The following is a 13370-nucleotide window of genomic DNA, read 5'->3' as shown; positions in this document are numbered from 1 at the left end:
GCCACCCCCCCTCCGTCGGGGGGCCCTAACACACCCGCGCCGGCCCGCCCCCGGGGGGGGGCCGGCGCGACACGTCACGTTCTCGTGGGCCTCATCGCCACGCGACCTCTGCGCCAAGGGGAAGCCGTGGCTGTGTGCGGCTACTCCGCTTGGGGAGGCAGCTTGGCGATGATCGGGTGGTCGCGGTCGATCTTGCCGACCTTGGAAGCACCCCCCGGGGAACCCAGGTCGTCGAAGAAATCGACGTTGGCCTTGTAGTACTCCGACCACTGCTCGGGCAGGTCGTCCTCGTAGTAGATGGCCTCGACGGGGCACACCGGCTCACACGCACCGCAGTCCACGCACTCGTCCGGGTGGATGTAGAGCATGCGGTCACCCTCGTAGATGCAGTCCACGGGGCACTCGTCAATGCACGCCTTGTCCAGCACATCAACACAGGGCTGCGCGATGACGTAGGTCACGTCGTACTCCTTGTCTCACCCCCGCTTGCCCACGGGGGAGGCGGGACTCCAGAGCCTCCCAGGGAAACGGACGACGTGCGGGCGTCACCGGATCCGTGGGGCTCTGCAAGCTATTGGCACAGATGTCGTTCTCTTAGTATGGCGCTGGAGAACAGCCAGCGCACACTCGGGGGCCCGGATTCATGCACTTGCGCGGACGACTGGTCCACAGAATCACCCATGCCGACGTCGGTCGGCGTGTCTCACTGCGAATCATCCTCCCCGAAGGCGGCTTCACCGATATCGTCGGAGTCGTGGAGTCTTGGGCCGAAGGTGTTCTCACCCTACGTCGCCGAGACGACTCGACGGTGGAGGTCGCCGAACACGACATCGCCGCCAGTCGTGTCGTTCCCCCCGTACCCCCAAGACGGCGCGGCAAGCGCCCCTAGACCCCACACGCAGGCATTCTTCGCCTCTTCCAGGGTAGAAGAGACTCAGCCCCGACGGCGGTTCCCCCCGACCGCGCCCTCGGGCCGACAACGATGCATCGCGCCCGTCCGTCCCGGTCCCCGGACGGACGGGCACAAGGCACGCGGGGAGGTGGTGCCCAAGATGAGGGAGGCAGTCGCGTCCGCCCTCGCCGAACTGTCCCGGCGAGACGAGCGGGCCTCCGACATGGCCCGTCTGGCACTGGACACTCTCGCTCCCGAGCAGGACCTGCAACGACTCAACCAGCACATCGTCCAGCGGTTCTGCTGGTACGAACTGCCCGTCCGCTTCCAGAACTCCCCCGACGACCAGTTGTTCGCGGTGCGCTCCCTGGGTCACCTGTTCCAGCTGTTGCAGCTGTACCGCTACGCCAACGTGTGCTCCTCCCCCGAGACCACCACCCTGCTCAAGCTGTACGAGAAGGACCACACCGCCGGACTGGCCATGTTCGAACGGCTCATGTGGGAGTCCGGGGTGGAACCCCCCGACCTGCCGGAGCTGACCTGGGGCACCGCCGTGGGCGACGTGGAGCTGAGCGCGCGCAGGGAGACCGCGGCCGCCCTCGAACTGGCGATCTCACTGGGCGACATCCGGCCGGGCAAACGCGGCTGGCGGCCCGCCCAGGAGAGGTTCGCGCGTTCCTTCCTCACCAACCCGGACCATCGTGGTCTCAGCCGGCTGGACCGGGTTCGGGAGGAACGGGTTCGCGCCTGGTTGTCCTCCTCGGCCCATCCACACCGGCAACGGTTGTGGCCGCTGGTGGGCCAGATCATCGCGGGCGCGGACGTACCGCGTGACGTGGAGTCCGCCATGGCCCCGCTGTGTCGGCTGCTCGACCTGGCCTCGGAAGGGATCGCCCTCACCCAGATCGGCTACATCTCCCCGAGCGTGGTGCGGGCCCTGTGCGAGGAGTTCGGTTGGCACGGCTCCCCGAATCCACCGCGCAGTGAGACCGACGCGACCCAGATCATCGCCTTGCACCAGGTACTGCGCTCCATGCGCGCCGTGCGCCGTTCGGGGCGCCGACTCGAACTGACCCGGCGGGGCCAGCGACTTCGGGAGGACCCCGAATCTCTGTGGCAGGCCGCGACCGAGACCCTGTGCCGCACCGGCGGCATCCAACAGGCCTCCGCCGAGACCCTCCTGGGCATCCTGTTGACCCGCTCACCCCAGGGGCTGGGTTCGCACGCCCGGCGTGGTGACTCGGACGCCGAGTCCGCCGAGCGGGTGCTCATCGAGTCCGGGTGGCGTCCGGTGGAACCCCCGGTGCCCGCCGGCAGACACGCCGCGGCGCACCGTCGGGCCGCCGAGACGGCATCGGACCAGGTACGCGCCATGGTCATGGCGGTGGGGTGGTTGTTGGAGGCGCTGGGGCTGGTCGTGGGCGACGAGAACGTGGGGCGTCGGGAGCTCACCCCCGTGGGCCGGGCGTTCGCGATCGCCTGCCTGCACAAGTCCGCCGTGGCTCCGCGCGCGGTGGTCTGAGGCCGTCCTTCGGGTGTCCTTCGGGATACGGCACCCGCTGCTCGGGGGCCCCGAACAGGCCCTAACCTGGAGCGCGAACCACCCGCGACCAGCAGGAGCATCATGCCCACGCCCGAACCGCCCCACAAGGCGGAACCCGACGACGCGACCGTGACCGGCACCGACGGCGAAGGCCCCGGTGACCAGGCACGCGCCGCGGACCCGTGGGAGCAGATGCCCGAGGACGCCCTGAACCGTGCCGGGGTCGGTGTGGACGGTTCGGCGGAGACCGAGGTGACCGAAGAGACCGGGGAGGCCGCGCGCTCCGAGGAGGCCGAGGCCACGGGCTCCAAGGACGACGAGAAGGCTCCCGCCGCACCGAGCCGGGCGGACTTCATGCCCAGCCCGCTGTTCGTCCTGGTGCTGGGCCTGGCAGGGTTCGCGGGTTGGCTGTCCTGGCGCGCCATCGAACTGGAATGGGCCGCGGAGGGCACCGCGGTCACCCCGCTCATCCCGCCGCTGCTCATCCTGCTGGGCTGGATCGTGTCGGTGGCGGTGCACGAGTTCGGGCACGCCCTGGCCGCCTACCTGTCCGGTGACCGTTCCCTGCGCGGCTCCGCCTACCTGCGGTTGAACCCGTTCGGATACCGGCAGGCCTTCGGCGGGCTGGTCCTGCCCGTGGCCTACCTGGGTCTGGGCGGCTTCGGTCTGAACGGCCCGCCCACCTACGTGGACTGGGACGCCATCCCGAGCCGGGGTCGCCGCGTCATGGTGGCGTTGGCCGGCCCCCTGACGAGCCTGGCGCTGTCGGCCGTGCTCGCGCTCACCGTCACACTGCTGGTGCCGGCCGGGCAGGACAGCGTCAACTGGGCGATCTCCTCACTGGCCTTCCTGTCCTTCGCCAACATGACCAGTGCCCTGGTGAACCTGCTGCCGATCCCCGGTCTGGACGGCTATCACGTCCTGGCGGCCTTCCGAGGCGCCAAGTGGACCGGGTTCGTGGTGGCCAACGGGCTGTTCTGCTCGATCGCCGTGTTCGCCGTGTTGTGGCTGCCGGGGATCCGGGACCTGTTCGACACCCTCATCTACACGATGTTCGAGCAGATCCTGCCCAACCCGACCATCCCCGGGATGATGTTCCACGGCAAGCTGCTGCTGCAGTTCTGGGCCTGACCGGCCCACCGGGCGGCGCTCCCGCTCCTTCGCGGTCGCTCAGTCCTTCGATCCACCCTTGGGCGGGTCGAAGGGGCTGTCGGGCGTCCCTGGCCTCATGTCCGGCGGTGTCAGGTTGACCCTGCCACTCGCCGTGGTCGTCCCCCGAGCGGCGGTCTGCTTCTCCCAGGGGATCGGCCCGGGCAGGGTGACGCTGCGCATCACCGCGGCGGCCAGGGCGATCATGGATCCGAACAGGTACACGTAGTTGACCAGCGCGGCGGAGAACACGATGTCCCCGCCCGGAAGGTAGCCGATCATGCCCAGCAGGGACAGGACGTAGCCGACCGCGAACCCGGTGGCGCCGGACTGGCGTCGGCTGCCCCACGCCGCCAGCCTGGTGAGGGTGTACAGCAGCACCAGGAAGACCACCACCCCGACAACGGCCCCGGCCTGGACGGGGAGGCCGAGCGGCCAGTGGTGAGAGAACCAGGACAGCCCGAACCCGGACAGCACCCCCACCGCCGCCCCGGTCGGAAGCAGGACGAGGAACGACAGGACGGTCATCGCCGAGGACAGGATGGCGGGCGGCCGGCTCCGGGGCCCCGCGACGGATTCAGGTGTGGTCACGAAAGACGAGGGTAGGCGTTCCCCGACCGTGGACGTGGCCGGGGGCCGGGAGCGGGCCGTCACAGTCCGGCGAACAGGTCACTCTCGTAACCGTCGACGTCGGCTTTGGGCGGCGGCCCCATCAACAGCGTGAAGTGCTCGACCGCGTCGATCTCCTGGGCGATGTCGTTGGACAGCGCGAACCGTTCCCCGTCCACGGTGATCTGGGTGACGTGCGCGCGCATCGCCAGGGTCTTGGCCGCCCAGTGGTCGGTGGCGTCGATCCTGGTGGTGACGATCGAGTCGGGGGTGCCTCGGGCGATGTCGGAGACCTCGCGGGGCGGGGTGAAGGGCCCGACCTCCTCGTTCAGTCGAGCGATGGACTCCTCGATCCGCGAGATCGGCTGTGCGACGGCGTAGAGCTTGTCGACCTTCCAAGGCGTGCCCGGCAGGGCCCGTTCGTTGGCCCTGGCACAGGCTCGGCGGGTGACCCGGTGGGCCTGGACGTGGTCGGGGTGCCCGTAACCGCCATGCTCGTCGTAGGAGACCAGGACGTGCGGGCGCACCTCACGGATGATCTCGGCGAGCAGTCCGGCCGCCTCCTCCACGTCGGCGCCCCAGAAGGCCTTGGGGTGTTCGTTGGTGGGACCGCCCATCATTCCGGAGTCCCGGTAGTGTCCGGGACCGCCGAGGAACCGGTGGTCGCGTACGCCCAGAGCCACGCACGCCTTGCCGAGCTCACCGATCCGGTACTCCCCGAGCGTGTCGTCGCGTTCGGAGGTCAGGTGGTCGAGCTCGGGCGGGATCACCTCGCCCTCCTCACCCAGGGTGCAGGTCACCAGGGTGACGTCGACCCCTTCCGCCGCGTACTTCGCCAACGTCGCCCCCGTGACGATGCTCTCGTCGTCGGGGTGCGCGTGGACCATCATCAGTCGCCTGTCGCTCACATGCGGAACGATACCGTCCAGATGGGGTTCTTTCCCATGGAACACCCAGATCAGGGCAGGTCGATCGACATTCGGAGCGCCCGGTGGATGCGATGGGACACAATCGGCCTATGAGCTTTCCTCGCCAACAGGCCCGGACCCAACGCTTCACGATCGGGGTCCCCCGTAACTTCCAGGTCTCCCCGCAGGGCGACCGCGTCACCTTCCTGCGCGGCCGGCACGGCACGGACAAGGCGACCTGTCTGTGGCAGTACCTGCCCGAGACCGGGACCTCGACGGTCCTGGCCGACCCCACCGCGCTCGGCGCCGACGACGAGAACCTTCCTCCCGAGGAGCGCGCCCGCAGGGAGCGGATGCGCGAACACGGTGGCGGCATCGTGTCGTACACGGTGGACGACGCCTTCACCCGCGCGGTCTTCACCCTGTCCGGCCGGGTGTTCTACGTGGACCTGGTCGGTGACGACGCCGCCCCGCGTGAGCTCCCCGTCGTCACCCCCGCGGTGGATCCCCGGATCAGCCCCGCGGGCGAACGGGTCGCGTACGTGCACAAGGGCGCGGTCCGGGTGATCGACATCGTCGACAACGGCGACGAGGACCGCGACCGCGTGCTGGTGGAACCGGATGGCGAACACGTCACCTGGGGTCTGGCCGACCTCGTCTCCGCCGAGGAGATGAACCGGATGCGGGGCTTTTGGTGGTCGCCCGACGGCGCCTCCCTGGCCGTGAGCCGGGTCGACGAGTCCGAAGTGAATCGCTGGTTCGTCGGCGACCCCAACCGGCCCGACCAGGAGTCACAGCCGCTGCGCTACCCGGCGGCCGGCACCGCCAACCCGGACGTTCGCCTGGCCGTGATCGGGGTGCCCTCCCCCGTCGCCTACCGACGCGACGGCCGCCCCGAGCCCACGCCGATCGAGTGGGACCGCGAAGAACTGCCGTACCTGCCCACCGTGGGCTGGACCAGCGGACCGGACGGCAACGCCACCCTGGTGTTCACCGCCCAGAGCCGGGACCAGCGAACCCTCGCCCTCTTCAGCGCCGACCCGGCGACCGGCCTGGTCTCGCGCATCCGCACCGAGGGCGACGGCGTGTGGGTGGAGATCATGCCGGGCGTTCCGGACTTCACCGCCTCCGGTGCGTTGGTGTGGATCGGTCGGGAGAACGGCACCGGCGAGCGCCGAGTGTACGTGGGCGACAAGGCGATCAGCGGCGACTCCTACGTCCGCGCCGTGGTGGGCGTGGACGGCGACCGGGTGCTGTTCGCCGCCTCTCCCGCCGGCCGCCCCGGGGACCAGTCGTTGTGGCTGGCCGACACCCGTCAGGGCACGTGCGCACCGGTGGAGCTGCCCGAGGGCGCCGACGACGGCCACGGTGGTCTGCGTGCCGGTCGGCTGCGCGGCGACACCCTCGTGCTGCAGCACAGGTCGATGGACTTCACCGGGGTACGGACCTTCGTGGTGCGGGGCGCGAGCACCGAGACCCGCCGAACCCACGGGGAGATCGAGAGCGTCGCCGAGGTCCCGGACCTGCCGGAGCCGCGCGTGACCACCTGGCTCGCCGGGGAACGGAAGATCCCCACGGCGTTGGTCCTGCCGTCCTGGTACCGCGAGGGTGAGGCGCCGCTGCCGGTGCTGATGGCCCCCTACGGCGGTCCGCACGCGCAGCGGGTGCTCAACGCCCGTGGCGCCTACCTGTCCTCGCAGTGGTTCGCCGAGCAGGGCTTCGCCGTGCTCATCGCGGACGGCCGTGGCACCCCGGGCGTGGGTGTGGAGTGGGAGCAGGCGGTCCACCACGACCTCGCCGATCCGGTGTTGGCCGACCAGGTCGAGGCGTTGGAGGACGCCGCCCGACGGTTCGACCACCTGGACACCTCCCGGGTGGGCATCCACGGCTGGTCTTTCGGCGGTTACCTGGCGGCGCTGGCCGTACTGCGCCGCCCGGACGTGTTCCACGCGGCGGTGGCGGGCGCCCCGGTGATCGACTGGACCCTGTACGACACCCACTACACCGAGCGCTACCTGGGCCTGCCGCAGGAACAGGAGGAGGTGTACGCGGATTCGTCATTGCTCTCGGACGCCGCGAAGCTGGAACGTCCGTTGATGCTCGTCCACGGACTCATCGACGACAACGTGGTGTTCGCGCACACCCAGCGGATGTCGGAGGCGCTGTTGGCCGCGGGCCGCCCGCACACGGTGCTGCCGCTGGCCGGGGTGACGCACAGCCCTGCGGACCCGGTGACGGCGGAGAACCTGCTGTTGCTCCAGGTGGACTTCCTCAAGGAGAACCTCAAGGGCGACCGGGGGGCGTAACCCTCGAAACGTCCGAAGCGGGCCCCGGCGCCGGTGAACGCGTCGGGACCCGCTTGCGGTGGGGTGTCGACCGCCCCCTATGAGATCTCGTGCTCTTCCGGGTACTCGATCTCGACCGGCTGATCGAAGCGGTAGAACCGCACCGTGCGGGTGAGGGCCAGCATCTCCTCCGAGTTCCGCGTGGGTTCGTCGGCCTCCGCCTCCACGTAGTAGCCCATCGGATACCCCTCGTCGGAGACCCAGATCTCGAATTCCGTCTCCAACATCATGAGGTTCTCGAAGTGGTCGAACTCGTGGACGACGGTGCCGGTGTAGTGGTGCCCCTCCCGACCGAACTCCGCACCCCCCGGGTCCAACCGTTCCAGCAGGTCGTGCTGCACGAAACTATCGGGGACGTCGTGCTCGTCCGTAGCGGAGCGGCCCGTGTACGCGATCTCCGTCTCCTGGTCCAGGATCTCCTCGAAAAGGTTCAACTGGTTCGCCCATTCGGCGTGAAGGTCGGCTTCGACCTCGCTGGGGCCGGGCGCCACCCTGCTGTAGTGGCGTTCGATCGGATCGCCGAACGAGATCCCGTTTCGAATGTCCGAGAAGTAGATGCGATCGTCCAGGTCCTCGCCACCGGCGAGGACACCGGACCCGCCCGGTCCCAGGAGCCCGCCCTCCAACATCAAGCGCTCGGGTTCCCGCGTGTACATGTGGTAGCTCGTGCGCATGGGTCCCGCGTCGTTGTGGGTGGGCAGTCGATAACCGGTGAAGCTGTCGGCCTCCAGCGCGAGGGTGAAGGCCTCGGCCAGCACGGCCTCGCCGTCCTCCGGGTCCGCTTCGACGGCGAGGGTGTTCTCCTCCTCGGCGACCACCGTCTCCTCGACCGGTTCCTCGTCCCGGAGGTACCAGGCTCCGGCCGCCGCGCCCGTTCCGACCAGCGTCAACGTACCCAGAACGGCCATGATCCCCTTGACGCCCGACAGGGCACCGAGCATCCCGCCGCCACCCGCGGCTCCACCACCTACGGCCCCACCCGCGGCCATCCCCGAAGCGGTGCCCGCCGCGCCCGAGCCCAGCGCCCCCGAGCCCACCGTTCCCGTGCCGACCGCGCCCAGACCCACCGCCGAGGCGGTTCCCAGCGCGACCGCCCAGCGGGAGGGATCGTGTCCGGCCATGTCCACACCGCGCCAGTAGTCGGCCAGCATCGCGCGCAGTACCCGCTGTGTACGGGCGCGGTCGGGGGCCGGGGCCGTCCCGGCGTCGACGTTCTCGACCTCCATGACGGGCAGTAGCGCTGCCAAGAGGTCGACGGCGGCGGGCCGTTCCAGTGGGGCCACCGACAGGGCCCCCTCCACCAGGGGGAGCAGGCCCTCGGGCACCCCTTCGATGTCGTGGTCGCCCGCCTTGACCCGTTCGGCCAGTTCCGCCGGACTCCCCTTGCCGAAAGGGCTCCGGCCGGTGGCGGCCAGGGCCACCAGACCGCCCCAGGCGAACACGTCCGCGGCCGGATCGGCGACGGCACCGGCGTAACGTTCGGGCGCCGTCCAGCCGGGGGTCCCGTAGGAGGCCGACGCGTCCTGTCCTGGGTCGGTGCCGATCTCGATCGCGATCCCGAAGTCCACGATCTTGGGCCCGTCCGGGGCCAGGATCACGTTGCCCGGCTTGATGTCGCGGTGCGCGATCCCCGCCGCGTGCAGTGCGGCCAGCCCTTCGGCCGTGCCCAGGGCGAACGTGCGCAGCATGTCTGCGGGCAGGGGGCCGAACTCGCGCACGTGACGGCGCAGGTCCCGGCCGGGCACGTAGTCGAAGGCCAACCACGGCACCGGTGCCGTCGGGTCGGCTCCGTGGACGCGAGCGGTACTGATCCCGTCGGCGCGGCGCAGCATCTGGACCTCGCGGGCGAACGCCTCCCGGTGTCCGGGCCGGTCCGCGTACTTCGCGTGGACGGTCTTGAGCGCGATACAGCGGTCCTCGGAATCCAGCCCCGCGTACACCACTCCCATTCCGCCGGCTCCGATCCGGCCCACCAACCGGTAGCGGCCGATCAGAGGGGGGTCGGTCTCGGTCAGCGGGTCGAGGCCGGGTGGAAGGCCCTTTGGGTGCTCTGGCGGGTGGTCCGGCCCCACGGCGGGAACGTGGTGCGGCCCAGGGGTGGGCTCCTCGGCGGGGGTGGGGGATGTGCTCATTGTTTCCTTTCACGGTGACGGGGCCGACGCGGAAGTCGCGTTCACACCGTGTGCCGCCGGGTTCGGTCAGAAGACGGGGCGTTCGGGCAGGATCTCCGACTCCTCGGGGATGTGGACGTCGCGGGGCTCGTGGAACGTGTAGTCCCGCACCTGGCTGACGGCCACCTCTTCGTGCTCGGGATTCTCCGGGACACTGACGCTGGAACCGGCGAAGCGCAGCGGGTAACCCTCGTCGTCGATCCACAGGTCGAAGTTCATGGGACGTCCCTCTGTGCCTTCCTCCTCGCCCCACCGGGCGACCTGTTCGGTGACGGTGCCGCTGTAGTGGTGGCCCTCGGCGTCCTCGAACTCCAGGCCCGCGCTGACCCCACCATCGGTGAACTCCTGCTCGTAGGGGACGCGGTCGCGGCCCTGGTACTCGATCTCGGCGTCCGGCTCCAGGATCCACTCCAGCCCCCAGCCGAGTTCCTCCTCAAGGTCTTGGTCCTCCCCGGAGTTCCCCTCCTGCCGGTAGTACCGGGGGGACTGGGCGCCGCTCTCACTGATGGTGATCAGGGCGAAAACCTGTTCCTCCAGGTCGTCGCCGTGGCGCAGGTCGATGCGGACCCCGGCGAGGTCGTAGCTTCTGCGCTGGATGGCCCGCCCCGGGTCCTCGGTGTACTCGGTGACGGTGGCGGCCGGGTGGGCCTGTTCCTGGTCGGCCTGCAACTCGTGCCGGTAGAGGTAGTCGGGTGCGTCGGCCATCAGATCGCTCGCCTCGGCGACCACCGTCACTCCGTCCTCGGGATCGCTCTGGACCGTCGGGCCCTCGGCCTCTCCCACGGCCGCCCCACCGGTGGGGTCCTCCCCTTGGCCGTTCGTTCCATCGCCGGAGGATCCGGTCCCGATCCGGTCGAGGAACAGCAGTCCTCCGACCAGCGCGACCACCAGCACGGCGGCGGCCGCGGACAACCACAGCGCCCGGCGTGCCCGGCCCGACCGACGCACCTTGCGGACGCCCGGGTCGGCCACTCCGGTCCATTCGGTGGCCAGCAGCTCGGGCACGATCTCGGTGGGGTGCGCGTCCTGAACGGGTTCCGCCACACGGGTGGGCGGCAGTGCCCCATTCGGCATGACGCGAGTGGCCGACCAACCACGGGTCAACTCCGCCAGGGCCTCGTCCGCCCGGGGCCGCTCTCCCGGGTCCTTGGACAACGAACGCCGGACCAGGCCCAAGAGGGGCTCGGGCACCCCGTCAAGGTCCGGCTCCTCGTGCCGGCTGCGGTGAACGACCCCGGCGACGGTGCCGCGCCCGAAGGGGTCCCTGCCGGTCGCCGCGACGGCGACCAACCCGCCCCAGGCGAACATGTCCGAGTAACCGGTGGCGTCCTCTCCCCTGTACCGTTCGGGGGCGACCCAGCCGGGGGTGCCGTGCAGACCACCGGTGGCGGTCAGCACCGTCCCGTCGACGGCCCGAGCGATACCGAAGTCCAGCACCTTGGGGCCGTCGGGCGCCAGGATCACGTTGCCCGGCTTCAGGTCACGGTGCACCACACCCGCCGCGTGGATCGCGGTGAGCGCCTCCGCCAGACCGACCGCCAACGCGGTGAGCACGCCCCCGGTCAACGAACCGTGCTGTCTCACGTGCCGGCGCAGGGTGAGGCCGGGAACGTATTCGGTGGCCATCCACGGCGTGGCGGCGGCGACGTCCGCGCCAAGGAAGGCAGGAGCGCACGTGGCCCTCACACGGGAGACCAGACCGACCTCACGGGCGAAACGGTCCCGGAAATCGGGGTCCGCGGCGAACCGGGAGTGGATCACCTTGACCGCGGCGGCCTGCCCCGCGTCGGTGACCCCTGCGTAGACCGCGCCCATTCCACCCGCGCCGATACGCCCGACCACTCGATAATCGCCGAGCCGTTCGGGATCGCCGCGACCCGGCGGGTCCACACCGGGAGGTAGGTGATCCCGGTCGAAGGGGGTGTTCCGTGGCATCATCGTTTCCTGTCGATGTCGGGGGGTGGGCACGGGGCGAGGGCCGAGGTCAGCCTTCCTCGGCGGCGTCCTCGTCGGGTCCGTAGACACAACCGTTCACCGGGGAGCCGTCGGTGAGGGTCGCGTCGAGTGGGGTGACCTCTTCCGGTTCGGGCGCGACCATCACCTCGCCCACACCCGGGCCACGCCAGGGGTAACAGAGCCCGCCCGGGTAGCCGACCTCCGGGCGGGTATCGTCCGGCACGGCGGCGGTGGGGGCGTAGTAGACGGCGAACACGTCGTCCAGCTGGGAACCGTTGGTCCTGTCCATGAAGGTCACCTCGAACTCCGCGGTGGGCTCTTCGGGGGAGAGTGCGGCCAGGTTCCCCCCGCTGTTCGCGGCGGTGGTGGTCAGGTATTCGTCCCCGGGATCGATCCGTTCGACCTTCACGAAGTCGCTGCTGTGCAGTCGTAGCTCACCGAAGTCCGGCAGGTACTCGGCCGTGACCGTGACGGTCAGGTTCATGGTGTCCGACCAGGAGTGCTCGCCCATGTCGAGCCGGACCTGGTCCAGGCCCTCCCCTCCCCCGTCGGTCTCCAGGGTGCGGACCAGGACGTCGCCGGCCTCCGGGTCCGGGGCCACGGTCACGGTGCCGGTCTCGTAGAGGTCCCGATACTCGTCGGGGACGTCCTCGGGCACGGCGCCGTCCGCGGCCTCGCCCCCGGCGACGGTGACATCCGAGGTCTCCCGACCGTCGGTGGGGACATCGGTCGGGCCACCGCCGAGCCGCCCGTCGGCCACCGCCCACACACCGGTTCCAGCGACGAGGACGAGCGCGAGCCCGGCCGCGCCCAGGGCCAGGACCCCACCATGACGCTCGGCCCAGGAACGCCGACGTGGCGCGTGTGCGCGCCACGGGTCGAGCTCCGGGGCGGGTACGGGTTCGGCCGAGGTGGCGACGGCCCGGGGCCGGGGGGCCACGAGCCCCGGTTCGGCCAGGAGACCGTTGGCGTCGGGACGCCGCGCGGGGTCCTTGGCCAGGGCGCGCTCCACCGGTCCGCGTAGCCCCGCGGGGACCCCCTCCAGGTTCGGCGCCTCGGACAGTACCCGGGAGACCAGGACGTCCGAGGCGGCCGTACCGAACGGCCCATGCCCGATGGCGGCGTAGGCGACCAGCCCGGCCCAGGCGAACACGTCCGAACGGTCGGTGGCGTCCGCGCCACGGTACTGTTCCGGTGAGATCCACCCAGGCGTGCCCACCAGACCGCCGGTACGGGTCAGCGCGGTCTCCTCCACCGCGCGGGCGATACCGAAGTCCAGCACCTTGGATCCGTCCGGGGACAGGATCACGTTGCCCGGCTTCAGATCACGGTGCACCACACCCGCCGCGTGGATCGCGGCGAGCGCCTCGGCCACCCCGGCGGCGAAGGAGGTCAGTGCTTCCCCTCGCAGAGGACCGTACCCGCGCACGTACTCGTCCAGGGTGGGCCCGGGCACGTACTCGGTGGCCAACCAGGGCAGGTCGGCGCCGGTGTCGGCGCCGAGGAAGGCCGGAAGGCCGGGCGCACGCACCCGACGGACCAGCCTCACCTCGCGGGCGAAGCGGGCCCGGAACTCCTGGTCGGCGGCGTGGGAGCGGTGCACGCACTTGACCGCCGCCCGTCGATCCCGTCCGTCCAGGGCCGCGTAGACCACACCCATGCCTCCGGAGCCCAGGCGCCCGAGCAGGCGGAATGGTCCGAGGTGGGCGGGATCGTCCGGGACCAGGGGCAGGACGCCGACGGGCAGGTCGAAGGATGGAGTCATGTGAGGGTTCCGGGGGTCGAGGCGGACGGGGG

At 70.6% G+C, this 13370-nt stretch carries 10 protein-coding genes; 4 read left to right on the top strand and 6 right to left on the bottom strand.

Features of this window, described 5'->3' with window-relative positions; all coding sequences use genetic code 11:
* Positions 1–140 precede the first annotated feature (140 nt).
* Positions 141–461: a ferredoxin gene (fdxA, locus tag ABZ717_RS24340; protein ID WP_087101814.1), complete on the bottom strand. Its 321-nt coding sequence runs from the start codon at positions 459–461 to the stop codon at positions 141–143.
* A gap of 182 nt (positions 462–643) precedes the next feature.
* Between fdxA and ABZ717_RS24335 the strand changes: the two genes are divergently transcribed.
* The 3 genes from ABZ717_RS24335 (at position 644) to ABZ717_RS24325 (ending at position 3566) form a co-directional block, all read left to right on the top strand.
* Complete coding sequence (locus ABZ717_RS24335) at positions 644–889, top strand: hypothetical protein (protein WP_358514349.1); 246 nt, start codon at positions 644–646, stop codon at positions 887–889.
* Between the two features lie 163 nt (positions 890–1052).
* On the top strand, positions 1053–2414 hold the full coding sequence (locus ABZ717_RS24330) for a hypothetical protein (protein WP_358514347.1): 1362 nt from the start codon (positions 1053–1055) through the stop codon (positions 2412–2414).
* Positions 2415–2516: 102 nt separating this feature from the next.
* The gene (locus tag ABZ717_RS24325) at positions 2517–3566 is read left to right on the top strand and encodes a site-2 protease family protein (protein ID WP_358514345.1); all 1050 of its coding nucleotides are present in this window, start codon (positions 2517–2519) and stop codon (positions 3564–3566) included.
* 39 nt (positions 3567–3605) lie between these two features.
* Here the strand turns inward: ABZ717_RS24325 and ABZ717_RS24320 are convergent, their stop codons facing one another.
* On the bottom strand, positions 3606–4175 hold the full coding sequence (locus ABZ717_RS24320; protein WP_358514343.1) for a hypothetical protein: 570 nt from the start codon (positions 4173–4175) through the stop codon (positions 3606–3608).
* A 59-nt stretch (positions 4176–4234) separates the two neighbouring features.
* On the bottom strand, positions 4235–5101 hold the full coding sequence (gene mshB, locus ABZ717_RS24315; RefSeq protein WP_358514341.1) for an N-acetyl-1-D-myo-inositol-2-amino-2-deoxy-alpha-D-glucopyranoside deacetylase: 867 nt from the start codon (positions 5099–5101) through the stop codon (positions 4235–4237).
* Positions 5102–5211: 110 nt separating this feature from the next.
* Between mshB and ABZ717_RS24310 the strand changes: the two genes are divergently transcribed.
* Positions 5212–7407 carry a prolyl oligopeptidase family serine peptidase gene (locus ABZ717_RS24310; protein ID WP_358514339.1) on the top strand — a complete coding sequence of 732 codons (2196 nt, stop codon included), beginning with the start codon at positions 5212–5214 and terminating at the stop codon, positions 7405–7407.
* Between the two features lie 77 nt (positions 7408–7484).
* Here the strand turns inward: ABZ717_RS24310 and ABZ717_RS24305 are convergent, their stop codons facing one another.
* From ABZ717_RS24305 to ABZ717_RS24295, 3 genes are all read right to left on the bottom strand, one after another.
* The gene (locus tag ABZ717_RS24305; protein ID WP_358514337.1) at positions 7485–9578 is read right to left on the bottom strand and encodes a serine/threonine-protein kinase; all 2094 of its coding nucleotides are present in this window, start codon (positions 9576–9578) and stop codon (positions 7485–7487) included.
* A gap of 66 nt (positions 9579–9644) precedes the next feature.
* The gene (locus ABZ717_RS24300; RefSeq protein WP_358514335.1) at positions 9645–11552 is read right to left on the bottom strand and encodes a serine/threonine-protein kinase; all 1908 of its coding nucleotides are present in this window, start codon (positions 11550–11552) and stop codon (positions 9645–9647) included.
* Between the two features lie 49 nt (positions 11553–11601).
* Positions 11602–13338 (bottom strand): serine/threonine-protein kinase, encoded by a 1737-nt coding sequence (locus tag ABZ717_RS24295; RefSeq protein WP_358514333.1) that lies wholly within the window; start codon positions 13336–13338, stop codon positions 11602–11604.
* Between the last annotated feature and the right edge of the window lie 32 nt (positions 13339–13370).

It is taken from the genome of Nocardiopsis sp. NPDC006832, assembly GCF_040635885.1.
Taxonomy (GTDB): Bacteria; Actinomycetota; Actinomycetes; order Streptosporangiales; family Streptosporangiaceae; genus Nocardiopsis.
This window is presented reverse-complemented; position numbering and strand designations above follow the sequence as displayed.